The sequence below is a fragment of the Amycolatopsis sp. NPDC059027 genome, from assembly GCF_042739735.1.
Taxonomy (GTDB): Bacteria; Actinomycetota; Actinomycetes; order Mycobacteriales; family Pseudonocardiaceae; genus Amycolatopsis.
Genome location: NZ_JBHYIK010000003.1, coordinates 115,411 through 129,652, shown reverse-complemented (window position 1 = coordinate 129,652; position 14,242 = coordinate 115,411). Strand labels below are relative to the sequence as shown.

Sequence of the window (14,242 nt, the reverse complement as noted above, 5' to 3'; positions counted from 1 at the left end):
CCGTCCCACAGCGAGACCTCACGCGCGGGCCCGAGGATGAGGCACTATGAGGGAGCTTGCGACCGAATCGAGGACATAATGCGCCAAAAGGGATTGGGCACAGTCTCGCGGAGCGAGTCGATCGCATGAGCGGTATGGACGCGACGGCGCACGGCAAGACCGAGCTGCGGCGTGCCGACGGGAGCCCGGTGCGGGTGCTGGTCGTCGACGACGAGAACACCCTGGCCGAGCTGGTCTCGATGGCCTTGCGGATGGAGGGCTGGGAGGTCCGCAGCGCCGGTGACGGGGCCGAGGCGGTGCGCGTCGCGCGGGACTTCCGGCCCGACGTCGTCGTGCTCGACGTCATGCTGCCCGACTTCAGCGGCCTCGAAGTGCTGCGCCGCATGCGCGCCGAGGCACCGAACCTGCCGGTCCTGTTCCTGACCGCGAAGGACGCCGTCGAGGATCGCATCGCCGGGCTCACCGCGGGCGGCGACGACTACGTGACCAAGCCGTTCAGCCTCGAAGAGGTCGCGCTGCGGCTGCGCGCGCTGTTGCGCCGCGCGAACGGCGTGCTCGGCGCGAGCGGGTCCACCCTCGTCGTCGGCGACCTGACCCTGGACGAGGACAGCCGCGAGGTGCACCGCGGCGGCGATCTCGTGCCGCTGACCGCGACGGAGTTCGAGCTGCTGCGCTATCTGATGCGCAATCCCAAGCGGGTGCTGAGCAAGGCGCAGATCCTCGACCGCGTGTGGAGCTACGATTTCGGCGGCCAGGCCAACATCGTCGAGCTCTACATCTCCTACCTCCGCAAGAAGATCGACGCCGACCGTGAGCCGATGATCCACACCATGCGCGGCGCCGGGTATGTACTCAAACCAGCCGCCGGCTGAGCCCCGCCCGGCTCGTTCCCGCCGCCCGTGGTCGTTGCGGCGGCGGCTCATCGTCCAGCTCGCCGCCTTGCTGGCGCTGGTGTGCCTCGTCGTCGGCGTCGTCACGGAGTTCGCCCTGCGGGAATTCCTGATCGGCCAGCTCGACAACCGGCTCAGCGCGGCGAGCGACCGCGGCAGCAAGGGATCGTCCGACCGTCCACCGTGGACTTCCGGCGGCCGCCCGCCGCCGGATCCGCTGCGGGCGCTCGGCCAGGGTGACGGCACGCTGGCCGTCCAGGTGCACGGCTCCAGCGCCGACGGCAAGGTGCTGCGTTCGGTCAAGGGCCGGATGGAGTTCCAGGAGGTGCCGTCCGAAGATCTCCGTACCCTGCTGCGGGTGCCGCCGAACGGGACCAAGCGCACGGTCGACCTCGGCTCTCTCGGCGATTACCGGGTGGTGGCAGGGCACAACGCGAAGGGTGACTTCGTCCTCGTCGGGCTGCCGATGAAGGACCTGGCCGAAACCCTGTGGCGGCTGGGTTTCATCTTCGCCGCTGTCGCTTTCGGTGGGCTGGTGCTCGCCGCGGCCGTCGGCGCGGCGACGATCCGACGCACGATGAAACCCCTCGACAGATTGGCAGCGACCGCCACGAGAGTGTCGGAACTGCCACTCGATCGAGGCGAGGTGGCGTTGTCGGAACGAGTGTCCGATGTGGACACCGACCCGCGTACCGAGGTCGGTAAGGTCGGATCGGCGCTGAACCGGATGCTCGGGCACATCGCGAACGCGCTCGCCGCGCGGCAAGCCAGTGAGAGCCGGGTGCGCCAGTTCGTCGCCGACGCCAGCCATGAGCTGCGCACGCCGCTCGCCGCGATCCGCGGGTACGCGGAGCTGACCCGTCGTAGCCGGGAGAACGTGCCCCCTGACATCGCCTTCGCGATGAGCCGCGTCGAATCGGAATCCGCGCGCATGACGACGTTGGTAGAGGATCTGCTGCTGCTCGCGCGGCTCGATTCCGGGCGTCCGGTGGTGCACGAGCCGGTGGACCTCTCCCGGCTCGTCGCGGACGCTGTCGCCGACGCGCACGCGGCGGGCCCGGAACACAAGTGGCTGCTGGACGTTCCCGGCGAACCGCTGGAGGTGCTCGGCGACGCGGGTCAGCTGCACCAGGTCGTGATCAACATCCTCAACAACGCGCGCACCCACACCCCGCCGGGGACGACGGTGACCGCGAATCTGTCCACTGAGGACGGCGTGGCGCGGCTGCGGGTCGCCGACGACGGCCCGGGAATTCCGCCGGAGGTGCTGCCCGAGGTGTTCGAGCGGTTCGCGCGCGGCGACAACTCGCGCTCGCGTGCCGCCGGTAGCACGGGCCTCGGACTGGCGATCGTCGCCGCCGTGGTGGCCGCGCATCGAGGCCGTGTCAGTGTCCAAAGTCGACCCGGCCGGACGGAGTTCGAGATCCTCTTCCCGGTGGCGCCCGCTCACAGGTAGGCCACAGGCCGCCCACAACCACGGCACATTCCGGCCGGACAGGGTGGCGGACATGACGAGTGCCCCCGCCCTGACTTCGCCGCGTCTCGCCGAGCCACTACCGGACAAAACCACCGCGACCCGGCCGCGCTGGGTCCGTCCCTCGGTGGTCGCGCTGCTGCTCGTGACCGCCCTGCTCTACCTGTGGAACCTGTCGATCAACGGCTGGGGCAACAACTTCTACGCGATGGCCGTGCAGGCCGGAACCGAGAGCTGGAAGGCGTGGTTCTTCGGATCGCTTGATCCCGGCAATGTGGTCACAGTGGACAAACCGCCGCTTTCGCTGTGGCTCATGGGGCTTTCCGGGCGGGTCTTCGGGTTCTCGTCGTGGAGCATGCTCGTCCCGGACGCGCTTGCCGGGGTCGCGTCCGTCGGCCTGCTGTACCTGGCGGTGCGCCGCCTCTCCGGCCCGGGGGCCGGCCTGCTCGCGGGATCCGCGCTCGCGCTGACCCCGGTCGCCGCGATGATGTTCCGCTACAACAACCCGGACGCAGTGCTGGTGCTGCTCCTGGTCGCCGGTGGCTACTGCGTCGTGCGGGCGTTGGACAAGGCGAGCACGAAGTGGCTGCTGCTGGCCGGGGTCGCGGTCGGTTTTGGTTTCCTTGACAAAATGTTGCAGGCGTTCCTTGTGCTGCCCGCATTCGTGCTCGTCTACCTCGTCGCGGCCCCGACGTCGCTGGGCCGCCGGATCTGGCAACTGCTCGCGGCGGCGGGTGCGGTCGTCGTCTCGGCGGGCTGGTGGGTCGCGGCGGTCGCGTTCTGGCCGGCGTCGGACCGGCCGTACATCAGCGGATCGACGGACAACAGCGTGCTGGAACTGGCCTTCGGCTACAACGGCCTCGGCAGGATCTTCGGCAACGAGCGTGGTGGCGGTGCACGCGAGGCGGCGCGTGCGGTCGCCGAAATGCCCGCCGGTGCCGAGATGTTCCGTGGCGGCCCCGGTTTCGGCGGCGCGACCGGCATCACGCGGTTGTTCAGTTCCGAGTTCGGCACCGAGGCGTCGTGGCTGCTGCCCGCCGCGCTGATCGGGCTGGTCGCCGGGTTGTGGTTCACCCGCCGTGCGCCGCGGACCGACCGGACGCGGGCCGCGCTGCTGCTGTGGGGCGGCTGGATGGTCGTGACGGCGGTGGTGTTCAGCTACATGAGCGGCATCATCCACCCGTACTACACGGTTGCGCTGGTGCCGGGCATCGCCGGGACGCTGGCCGTGTCGACGCGCGAACTGTGGCGGGGGCGCGGCAACATCGCGGCCCGTGCGGTGCTCGCGGTGATGCTGGCCGTGACGGTCGCGTGGAGCTTCGTCATGCTGGCGCACACGCCTTCCTGGCAGCCGTGGATCCGTTACACCGTCCTGGTTCTCGGTGTCGTCGCGGTGTTCGCGCTGCTGTTCGGCGCCGATCGGATCCGGCGGCTCGCGCCTGCGGTGGCCATCGCCGGACTCGTCGCGGCGTTGCTGGGGACCACGTCGTTCACGGTGGCCACGGCGGCGACGCGACACTCCGGAGGAACCCCGTCGGCCGGCCCCGCAGCCGTGGCGTCGAAGGCGCGTGGCTTCGGCGGCGGCGCACGAATGGAACGTCTTCCCGGTGCTTCGCAGGGTGGCCGCGGTGGCTTCGAGGAAAGCGCCAATGCCCAGGTGATCGCGTTGCTCAAGGCGGACACGACAACGAAATGGGCTGCCGCCCAGCCGAGTGCGAACGCCGCCGCGTCGCTGGCCCTCGGCAGCGGCCGCCCGGTCATCGCGATCGGCGGCTTCAGCGGCAGCGACCCGGCGCCCACGCTCGCGCAGTTCCAGCAGTACGTCGCCGACGGCCAGGTGCACTATTACGTCGCGGGCGGCCGTGGCGGTGGTCCCGGTGGCAGTCGTGGCACGGCCGGGTCGATCACGACGTGGGTCGAGCAACACTTCACGTCGCTCAATGTGGGTGGCACGACGGTCTACGACCTGACGAAGCCGCTTTCGCGGTGAGGGTTTCGGCTGAGCTGAAATAGCTTGGCAAATGGTGCGCACACTGAAATCCTTTCAAGGGGACTTTCCTCTACTGCACCCCAGGGAGGAAAGTCCCCTTCAGCTCACTTCGGCAACGGGGCCTGGTCCAAGCGCAGCTGACCGTAGTGCGCGGAGGTGCGGACTGCGTCGAAGCCGTAGTCGATCATCGCGGTCTCGTAGGCGCGCAACGCCGGGATGAGTTCGGTGCCGCGCTTCACGTTGACGAGCCGGGCGGCAAGCGTGTCCGCGTCGCGCAGCGCGATGTTCGCGCCGACCCCGACGGCCGGGCTCATCGCGTGAATCGCGTCGCCGATCAGTGTGACCGCGGTGGTGGGCCACTGCGGGAACGGCACACTGGACCGCACGAAGATCGGGAAGACGGTCTCGGTTTCTGTCAGTTCGACAAGTTTGCTGACGGCCGGATTCCATTCCCGCGTCATCGCCACGACCGCGTCACGCAGCTGTTGGCCGGTGGCTTGGCGCAATTCCTGGTCGGTGAACGGCAACACTTCGGTGCGTGCCCCGAACAGGCACATCACGTAGTCGTCGGTGTCGGTCAGCTCCAGCGTCGGCGCGAGCTGCGCCACCGCTTGCTTGGCCGGACGCCGGGAATGCACCGGCGCGATACCGACATGCCGGCGGTCGGGCCCGGTGATTCCACTGTAGAGCGTGAACATCTCCTCGGGGATCAGCTCGGCGGTCTCCGGTGTGAGTGGGAAGCGTCCGTACAGGATGCGCACCCCGGTGTCCATGACGTGTGCCTGGGGCAGATATTGCCGCCGTACCACCGAGTTCACGCCGTCCGCAGCAACCAGGAGATCGCCGGTCGCGTCGGAGCCATCTGCGAAGAGCGCGGTCACCGTGCCGTCGCCGTTGGTCCGGTATCCGATGCATTCGCGCTCGAACGAGACGACGTCGTCGAAGCCATGGAGGAGAATCTGCCGCAGCGTCAGGCGATTGACCGCGACGTTGCGATCCTTGGGCGGCTCGATCTGTCCACTAAGGAATGCGGCACGGGATGGTGACGAGCTGGTCTCCCACACGAGTTGGCTGAGCGGCGGCGGCAGAAGTCGTTCGAGCGCGTCGAGTCCCTCCGGCGTCAGCCGCAGGCGATAGCCCTGCAGCCGCGAGGTGGGCGATTCCTCTCGCTCGTAGACTGCGACGTCGATGCCGCCGCGGCGGAGGCCATGGGCGAGGGCGAGCCCACCCAGCCCGGCGCCGATGACGAGTACACGTAAGTTTTCGGGCACAGTAATTCCCTCTCTTGGTACGGCAAAGAAAGGGACGTCCTGGACGCACCGAATCGGCGCGTGTACGAGCGCGAAGCGCCGCCCGGACTACCCCACCGGGCTGTGGCTTTTCGACGTCCTAGGCCACGATAGCTTCCGCCGGAGCCGATTTGTCAAGCACCGATTCCGCGGCTGGCAGCGGCCGGACCTGGTGTCCCGAACGGGCCGTTGGGGACGCTCAACGTCTCGTACGGAGCGTTCGCGACATGCCCGTCGCCGCGCGTCGACCGCTGCCTCCGGAAAACCTGTTGTCTGGCGGTCCGGTGGTTGACCATCATGGCGAGCATGGAGTCGTGAGCAGTGATGCACATGCGGAATGACGGCGGAGTCGGGTCACTCCCCGTCCCTCCATCCTGCCGTTCGGAGCCCGCACCGTTTAGCGGTACGGGTTCTTTCACGCGACGTGATGTCCGACGTCGCGCCTGTCTCGGTCGTCTGGCCGAACGTCACTGAATTCACGAGGTATTCGGCGTGCGCTAAAGCGCTGTCCGTTACCTCCTCCATGAACCTGGGAATTCGCCGTGAGCGACTTTCGCAATACCCGTGTGCCCGCCGACATCGACCGGAAAGCGCTGTGGTTGGTCCGAGAACTCGGACTCCCCGCCATCGTCAAAGCATGTGTGTCGTGCAGGTCCACACGTCACCGTCCCACCGGGAAGTTCCGGGTGAACGCGAGTGGCAAACTCCTCGACGTCTGGATGCTGATCTGCTGCGCACTGTGCGGCCGCACGTCGAAAATTCCCATCCACGAGCGAATCCATGTGCAGACGCTCGAACATACGCGGCTGCTGATGTTCGAGAACAACGATCCGGCCATGGTGCGGCAACTGGTCATGGACGCGGCGCTGGCCGCCAAGTCCGCCTACCGGCTCGACTGGAGCGGAACCTGGAAGCTGGAGACCGACCTGCCGTTCTACGAACTCCAGCCCGAGAATCCGGAACCACTGGCAGTCTTCGTCCGATTCGAGCTCCCGGCACCCATCCGGGTCGAGAAGCTACTCACGACCGGCTTCGACCTGAGCCGCTCCGTCGTGCGAGACATGGTCGCGTCCGGCCGCCTGCACATCCCCATGGCCGCCGACACCAAGTCCCGCGAAGACTTCACCTTTTTCGTCGTTCCCGATCCTGAAGTCGGGCCCGGATGACGGCATGGCGCGATGTCCCGAATGGGCCATTGGGTTGCCTGATCGCGGGTCGCTATTTCCCAGGTCCGGTCTGACGCGGCTGGGCTGAAGGGGACTTTCCTCGCATCGCATGCGACGAAAGTCTCCTTCAGCTCGTCGGACGAGACGAAAGTCCCCTTCAGCTGTCCGGGGTCCACGTCGAGTTGGCGCCACACAGGACCAGGCATGCCAGCTCGGCTTCGACCCGGCCGGACAGCCAGAGCGCGAACGGGACGGCGGCGGCCGGTTCGACGGCCAGCCGGAATTCGGCCCACAGCCGATCCCGCGCGGCGAGGATTTCCGCGTCGCTGACGAGGGTCGAAGTCACCGACGGGCCACTGAGGACCTGGAACGCGATGGTGCCGACGCGCGTCGCGCCCAATGCGGACGACGCCACCGAGTCGAGGGTGACGTCGACCGGTTCGCCCGCTGAGAGCGCCGCATGCAAACAAGAGCAGTGCTCCGGTTCGACCGCGAAGATCCGGCGGCCGTCCGCGCCGAGTGTGACGCCGGAGGCCAATCCGCCACCGCCTACCGAGGCCACGATGGCGTCGACGTCCGGAGCGTCCTCGACTATCTCGACGGCGATGGTGCCCTGGCCTGCCACGACCGCGGGGTCGTCGTAGGCGTGGAGGTACCGCGTGCCCGGCGCGTCCGCCGCGGCCAGCGCCTGTGTGGCCGCCTCGCCGTAGGTCGCACCGTGCTGGACGAGCTTCGCGCCGGTCTGTTCGATCCGGACGGTCTTCGCTTTCGGAGCGGATTCGGGGACGTACACGGTCGCCGGAATGCCCAGCAGCGCGGCGGCGGTCGCGACGCCGAGGCCGTGGTTGCCGCCGGACGCCGTCACGACGCGTTCCGGGCGCGGGCCGTCGAGTAGCGCGTTGGTGGCGCCGCGGAACTTGAAGGACCCGCTCCGCTGAAGATGCTCGAGTTTGAGCACGAGCGGGCGTCCGTCCACTTCGGCGCGCAGCAGCGGGGTGTGCCGACTGTAGGGACGGATCCGCTCCGCGGCGGCGTGGATGTCCGCCGCGGTGGGTAACACGATCGGGTTGGGCATAGCTCCCACTCTTGCATTCGGGCTGGTCATCAGCATCGTCGCACTCCGAATCGCGAAAATTGTGTCGCGCATTCAGAGTTTTGCCTGGTCGGCCGACAGAAATAGAGAGTCGTCAAACTGCTTGGTAGGCATTGTCGGGATCTCCCGCAGGTCGCTAGGCTCTCCTCCCTGGGAGACAAGGGGTGGCGAACCCTTTACGCAGCGTGTTCACTCTTCACTGGATGTGGTGAACCCGTCGCAGCCTCTCTCGGAGCAGAAAGACCCGCGACTGGACGCGAGGAGTAATCGATCGCACGGCCCTGACGACGCCCATCAGCGGCCGAGCGCCGCAGTCCCCCGAATCCACAACGCCCCGAACCCTCCTCTCCCCCTCCCCAGGAGTTCGTTGTGATTTCCCGCTTTCGCCCCCGTGTGCTGGTGGCGATCCTGTGTGCACTCACGCTGGCAGGTGTCGCCGCGCTGTCCGGCTGCAGCAGCAGCGACGCCAGCCGCGGCAGCAAGATCACGCTGGGATTCAGCGCGTGGCCAGGCTGGTTTCCCTGGCAGATCGCCCAGGAAAAAGGCCTGTTCGCCAAAAACGGTGTCGACGTCGAGCTGAAGTACTTCGAGAGTTACACCGACAGTATCAACGCCCTCTCCAGTGGTGCCATCGACGCGAACAGTCAGACGCTGAACGACACGCTTTCCTCGGTGAGTGGCGGCGCCAAGCTGTCGATCGTGCTGGTCAACGACAACTCGACCGGTAACGACAAGATCATCGCGCGGGACGGGATCACCAGCGTCGCCGACCTCAAGGGCAAGAAGGTCGCCGTCGAACAGGGCGCGGTCGACCACTACCTGCTGCTGCTCGCGTTGCAGGAAGCGCATCTGACCGAAAAGGACATCCAGCTCGTCCCGCTCGTCACCGACGCCGCCGCGGCCGCGTTCGTCGCGGGCCAGGTCGACGCCGTCGCCGCGTTCGCGCCGTTCACCTCGAAGGCACTGGAGCGCCCCGGCAGCCGTCCGATCGCGACGTCCGCCGAGTTCCCCGGCGCCATCCCGGACCACCTGGTCACCTCGGCCGCACTGGCGAAGGACCGGCCCAAGGACGTCCAGGCGCTGGTGAACACCTGGTTCGACACCATGAAGTGGATCAAGGACAACAAGCCGGCGGCCGTCGACATCATGGCCAAGCGCGGTGGGGTCACCCCGGCCGACTACAACACCTACGACGCGGGCACCACGATCTTCACCCGCCAGCAGAACCTGGACGCCTTCACGCCGGGTGTCACACCGGCCCATCTGGACTTCCAGTCGAACAAGATCATCGACTTCCTCGTCGGCACCGGGCTGGCGAAGGCGCGGCCGTCGATTGACGGGCTGTTCGAAGACAAGTTCGTCAAGGCGGTCCCGCAGTGACCGGAACCTCCGGTGGCAATGCCCCGTCGAGCTCGCGGATCTCCGCGGGCTCGGCGGAGGAGCGTCAGGCCGCGGAGCTCGAAGCCGAGGCGCGACTCGCGGAAGAACAGGAAGCGACAGCGCGACGGCCGCGAGCCGACTGGACCCCGCTGCCGCGCCGCGCCGGGATCAAACCGGCTTCGTCGCTGCTGAGCATCCGCACGCCGATCCCGCAGGCCTGGCGGTGGACGCTCACCGTGCTGTCGCTGGCGGTGCCGTTCCTGGCCTGGGTCGCGCTCGGCGCGAGCGGGGCCGTCACCGCGACGTTCCTGCCCTCGCCCGGTGCCGTGCTGTCGGCCGGGCTCGAGATGATCCGCTCGGGAGACCTCGCCGCGGACTTGGGCGCGACCGCGAGCAGGGTGCTGTACGGGTTCGGGCTCGCGGTCGTCGTCTCGGTGCCGCTCGGCATCGTGATGGGGACGTTCAGCGCGGGCCAGTTCGCTTTCGAACCGGTCATCGGCCTGCTGCGCTACATGCCCGCAAGCGCTTTCATCCCGCTGCTCATCATTTGGCTCGGTCTCGGCGAACCGTCGAAGATCGCGATCCTGTTCCTTGGCACGGTCTTCTTCAACACACTGATGACCGCCGACGTCGTCCGTGGCGTGCCGCGTTCGCTCATCGACGTCTCGTACACGCTGGGCGCGCGCCGCGGCGAGGTGCTGCGCAAGATCGTCGTGCCGCATTCGCTGCCCGGGATCATCGACGCGATCCGCGTCAACGCGGCGGCCGCGTGGAACTTCGTCGTGGTGGCCGAGCTGATCAACTCGACCGAGGGCCTCGGCTACCGGATCATCCGCTCGCAACGGTTTCTGCAGACCGACCGGATTTTCGCGGTGCTCGTGGTGATCGGTGTCGCCGGGCTGGTGATCGACGTGGCGCTGCGGCTGCTGCGCACGCGAGTGGGGAAGTGGACGGCATGACGGCGTTGCTCGAACTCCGCGGTGTGGCCAAGGACTATCCGGTGCGCGGCGGACACGTTCGCGCGCTCGACGGGGTCGATCTGGACGTCTCGCCAGGCGACTTCGTCTGCGTCGTCGGCGCCAGCGGGTCCGGGAAGTCGACGTTGTTGTCCCTGATCGCGGGATTGTCCGGGCCGTCCGCGGGGCGGATCACGCTCGACGGCGTCCCGGTCACCGGGCCGGGCCCGGATCGCGGGCTCGTGTTCCAGTCGGGAGCGCTGTATCCGTGGCGCACGGTCGAGCGGAATGTCGCTTTTGGACTGGAACTCCTCCCGATCGACGCCGCCGAGCGTGCCCGCCGCGTCGACTGGTACCTCGCCGAAACCGGGCTGACCGCGGTGCGGCGGTCGCTGCCGAAACAGCTCTCCGGCGGGCAGCAGCAGCGAGTCGCGATCGCGCGGGCGTTGGCGTGCGAGCCCGAAGTGCTGCTTCTCGACGAACCCTTCGGCGCCTTGGACGTCCAGACCAAGGAGGACATGCAGGTCCTGATCAGGCAGGTGTGGCAGGACACCGGCACGACCGTGCTGATGGTGACCCATGACGTGGAGGAGGCGGTGTTCCTGGGCAGGCGGGTCGTCGTCCTCGCCTCCGATCCGGGGCGCGTGGCCGCCGACGTCGAGGTGTCGCTGCCGGACGATCGCGACCTCGCGGTCAAGCGCGCACCGGAGTTCCTCGCGTTGCGTGCCTCGATCGAGGACCTGGTCCGGGAACAACACCGCGGCAGAGTGGCCCGCGGTGTCAGCGGCTGACACACGGTGACACGAGCGGAACGGGATGGGGAAGGCATGAGGCACGGCAGGACGAAGCCGGGGCGCACGGCCCGGATTCGTGGCCGGTCCGGGGTGAAGAAGTTCCTGGGCAGGCTGGGAATCCGCGGCAAGCTGAACCTGCTCCTCCTGCCACCGCTGGCAGCGGTGCTGCTGGTCTCCGTCCCGTTCGTGGTGATGCAGGCGGGAAGCGCGCGTTCGGCGGGCCAGACGGCGGACGTGGCGCGGCAGGCCGAGCAGCTCGGTGGCCTGATCTGGCAGCTCCAGCGCGAACGGCTGCTCACCGCGGCCTACGTCGCGTCGCCGTCGGCCGGCGACGGTGACATGACGCGTCAGCGCCGCACCGTCGATTCGACGGTGAACGAGGTGCGTGCCGCGCTCGGCCCGGACGCGCCGGACGAACTCGCCGCGGCACTGGTCCGGATCGGCTCGCTCCAGGAGCTGCGGCAGAACGCGGTGCGCCGCGGTGTTTCGCTGGACGGCGTCGCGCGTACCTACCACGCCGTCATCGGCGCGGTCATCGACTCGCTGCGGCTCACCGCGCAGACCACCGGCGACGCGGACGGCAACCGCCAGCTCTCCGCGCTCGAGGCGCTGCTGCGCGCGAACGAGGAGAACTCGTTGCGCGGTATGGCTTTGATCGTGTCCGCGGTGTCCCCCGAGGCGGGCCGGACCGTGCTCGGCGACGCCACGTTCCAGGGGCCGATCTTCACCGAGCGGTTCGTCCAGCAGGCCGACGTCGCCCAGGCCGCGCTGGCGGTGAAGGTCGACCAGGGCGACGCCGCCCGCAAGATCGACGACCTCGCGGCTTCTGTGCCTCCCACGGGAAACCAGGCGCGGACCGAGTCGTACGTCGGCGACGTCCTCGCTACCGCCGACGGGCAGTCCAACCAGCGCAAGCACGCGCAGGACGAAGTGATCAGCCAGATCACCGCCGCGGCGTCCGCGCGTGCCGACGCTGCCACCCGTCTCGTGTGGGCGGTCGGCGCCGGTGCGGCCGTCCTTTTCGGACTGGTCGCACTGCTCGCCATCGCGGTCAGCCGCTCGATCGCGGATCCGTTGCGCCGCTTGACCTCCGCCGCGACCTCGGTCGCCGATCTCGCCGACACCGAGCTGGTGCGGGTCACCGACACCGAGGGTGACGAGGAGCAGAAGCCGCAGCTCGCGACCATCGATGTCGCGTCGTCCGACGAACTCGGCAAGCTCGCCGAGGCGTTCAACCGGGTCCAGACCACCGCGTCCAGCCTGGTCGAACGCCAGGCGCTGACCCGGCGCAACACCAGCCTGATGTTCGCCAACGTCGCCAAGCGCACCCAGAACCTGGTCGGCCGCCAGCTGGCGCTCGTCGACGAACTCGAACGCAACGAGCAGGACGTCCAGCTGCTCGAACGGCTTTACCGGCTCGACCATTTGTCGACTCGCCTGCGGCGCAACGCGGACAACCTGCTTGTCGTGTCCGGTACTTCCGACGAGTCACGCATCGCCGGGCCCGTCGACCTGTCCACCGCGTTGCGCTCGGCGCTCGCGGAAATCGAGGACTACCAACGGGTTCACCTCAGTGTGGTGGCCGAGATCCTGCTGAACTCGGCCTTCGGCGCGGATCTCGTGCTGATCTGCGCCGAGCTGCTGGAGAACGCGACGTCGTTCTCACCGCCGGGTTCGGTGGTCGAGGTCCGCACCGCGTTCGACGAGGACGGCTCGTGCGTCGTCAGCATCGTCGACCACGGGATCGGGATGACCAAGGACCGGCTGGCGGAGGAAAACCGGCGGCTGGTGGAACGCGAACGGCTCGAACTCGCGCCGACGAGCGTGCTCGGCCTGTTCGTGGTCGGCCGCCTCGCGCGGCGGCACGCGCTCACCGTGGACCTCGACGAGACGCCGGGAAGCGGCGTGACCGCGCGGGTGCGGATCCCGCATTCGCTGTTCACCCACCAGACACCGAGGCCGCTGCCGACGACCGGGATCCCGGCGCCGGTCGAGCCCGCGCCGGCCCCGGTGCCCGCCCCTGTGGAGCACGCGGCGCCGGTGTCCGTCCGCGTCGAGCGCGAGGAACCCACCGAACTGCCGATGCCCGCGATTCCCGCGCTCGTTGTCCCGGCGGCCAGGCAGGGGCACGGATTCCGGTGGTTCCGCCAGACCGACCAGTCGGCGCCCGGCCACATTCCCTCGGTCGGTTCGCGGATGCAGAACACCACGACGGTTCTCGATGAACCGGTCGTCGAAGAGCGTCGAGGCGGCCTTCGCCGCCGGGTCGCCGGAGCACAGCTCCCCGGTGCCGCGGCGCCCGCACCCGCGCCGGAAACCACGCCACGGCACGACCCGGACGCCGCCCGCCACGCGCTCGACGGTTTCCAGGAAGGCTTCGCGAAGGCGTCCGCGGCACCGGCCGCAGCACCGGCACCGGCACCGGCAAAACATGCCGCGCCGACGCCTGTCGCGCCACCAGCGCCTGTCGCACCAGCGCCTGTCGCACCAGCGCCTGTCGCACCTTCGCCGCCGACGATGACCGCACAACCGGCACAACCGCTCGAACGCGGCGGGCTCATCCGCCGCGTGCCGGGAGCCCAGCTCGCTCCCGGCCTCCGGCAACAGGCGGCGCCCCGCCGGCACGCGAAGCCGGTGACGTCACCGTCGGCCGGTGCCGCGTGGCCGCGACGCGACCCCGACGCGGAACGGGCGGCCTTCGACTCGTTCACCGCAGGTTTGGCCAAGGCCGCAGTACGGCCGGATCCGATGGAAGAGAGCACGAAATGACCACACCCGCACCCGGCGTCAGCGTTGAGGCCAAGAACTTCAACTGGCTGGTCAACCGGTTCGCCCAGAACACCGCTGGCGCGATCGCGGCCATCGCGGTGTCGGCCGACGGGCTGCTGATCGCGATGTCGTCGGAACTGGAGCGGTCCAACGCCGACCGCCTCGCCGCCATCTCCTCGGCGATGCTCGGCCTCGCCAACGGCGTCTCCGACAGTCACCCGCTCGGCGCCCCGGACAAGGTCATCATCGAGCTGGAGCGGGGCTACCTGCTCGTCAGCACGATCAGCATCGGCTGCTCGCTCGGTGTCCTCGCCGGGAAGCAGTCCAGCCTGGGCACCATCGCGTACGAGATGGCGATGTTCGCCAACCGCGCCACCGAAGTGCTCACACCCGGGCTGATCGAGGAGCTCAAGAACACCGTCGGGATGTAGCGCGGATGAG

The 14,242-nt window shown here is 68.7% G+C and carries 11 protein-coding genes; 9 read left to right on the top strand and 2 right to left on the bottom strand.

Annotated elements, in window-relative coordinates:
* The first annotated feature begins 125 nt into the window (after positions 1-125).
* The 3 genes from ACFWY9_RS03065 to ACFWY9_RS03055 are packed head-to-tail and all read left to right on the top strand — an operon-like array spanning position 126 to position 4,354.
* Positions 126-872: a response regulator transcription factor gene (locus ACFWY9_RS03065; RefSeq protein WP_378326909.1), complete on the top strand. Its 747-nt coding sequence runs from the start codon at positions 126-128 to the stop codon at positions 870-872.
* Complete coding sequence (locus tag ACFWY9_RS03060; RefSeq protein WP_378326908.1) at positions 847-2,346, top strand: ATP-binding protein; 1,500 nt, start codon at positions 847-849, stop codon at positions 2,344-2,346. The genes ACFWY9_RS03065 and ACFWY9_RS03060 overlap by 26 nt, the downstream gene beginning before the upstream one ends.
* A gap of 52 nt (positions 2,347-2,398) precedes the next feature.
* The gene (locus ACFWY9_RS03055) at positions 2,399-4,354 is read left to right on the top strand and encodes a glycosyltransferase family 39 protein (RefSeq protein ID WP_378326907.1); all 1,956 of its coding nucleotides are present in this window, start codon (positions 2,399-2,401) and stop codon (positions 4,352-4,354) included.
* A gap of 104 nt (positions 4,355-4,458) precedes the next feature.
* Here ACFWY9_RS03055 and ACFWY9_RS03050 read toward each other — a convergent pair whose 3' ends face one another.
* Positions 4,459-5,625 carry an FAD-dependent oxidoreductase gene (locus ACFWY9_RS03050; protein WP_378326906.1) on the bottom strand — a complete coding sequence of 389 codons (1,167 nt, stop codon included), beginning with the start codon at positions 5,623-5,625 and terminating at the stop codon, positions 4,459-4,461.
* 560 nt (positions 5,626-6,185) lie between these two features.
* On the opposite strand from ACFWY9_RS03050, the gene ACFWY9_RS03045 reads away from it, so the two are divergent.
* Positions 6,186-6,809 (top strand): DUF1062 domain-containing protein, encoded by a 624-nt coding sequence (locus ACFWY9_RS03045; protein WP_378326905.1) that lies wholly within the window; start codon positions 6,186-6,188, stop codon positions 6,807-6,809.
* A 157-nt stretch (positions 6,810-6,966) separates the two neighbouring features.
* Here ACFWY9_RS03045 and ACFWY9_RS03040 read toward each other — a convergent pair whose 3' ends face one another.
* Positions 6,967-7,884, bottom strand: coding sequence for a threonine/serine dehydratase (locus ACFWY9_RS03040; protein WP_378326904.1), 918 nt, complete (start codon positions 7,882-7,884; stop codon positions 6,967-6,969).
* A gap of 387 nt (positions 7,885-8,271) precedes the next feature.
* Here ACFWY9_RS03040 and ACFWY9_RS03035 point away from each other — a divergent pair, with 387 nt between their 5' ends.
* From ACFWY9_RS03035 to ACFWY9_RS03015, 5 genes are read left to right on the top strand one after another with little or no spacing between them, the layout of a single operon-like run.
* Positions 8,272-9,282, top strand: a complete 1,011-nt coding sequence (locus ACFWY9_RS03035) for an ABC transporter substrate-binding protein (RefSeq protein ID WP_378326903.1) — start codon at positions 8,272-8,274, stop codon at positions 9,280-9,282.
* A complete protein-coding gene (locus ACFWY9_RS03030; protein ID WP_378326902.1) occupies positions 9,279-10,241 on the top strand; it encodes an ABC transporter permease in 963 nt (320 codons plus the stop codon). Before ACFWY9_RS03035 ends, ACFWY9_RS03030 begins: the two co-directional genes overlap by 4 nt.
* On the top strand, positions 10,238-11,029 hold the full coding sequence (locus ACFWY9_RS03025; RefSeq protein ID WP_378326901.1) for an ABC transporter ATP-binding protein: 792 nt from the start codon (positions 10,238-10,240) through the stop codon (positions 11,027-11,029). The genes ACFWY9_RS03030 and ACFWY9_RS03025 overlap by 4 nt, the downstream gene beginning before the upstream one ends.
* A 36-nt stretch (positions 11,030-11,065) precedes the next feature.
* Positions 11,066-13,801: a nitrate- and nitrite sensing domain-containing protein gene (locus tag ACFWY9_RS03020; RefSeq protein WP_378326900.1), complete on the top strand. Its 2,736-nt coding sequence runs from the start codon at positions 11,066-11,068 to the stop codon at positions 13,799-13,801.
* A complete protein-coding gene (locus ACFWY9_RS03015; protein WP_378326899.1) occupies positions 13,798-14,232 on the top strand; it encodes a roadblock/LC7 domain-containing protein in 435 nt (144 codons plus the stop codon). Before ACFWY9_RS03020 ends, ACFWY9_RS03015 begins: the two co-directional genes overlap by 4 nt.
* The last annotated feature ends 10 nt before the right edge of the window (positions 14,233-14,242 follow it).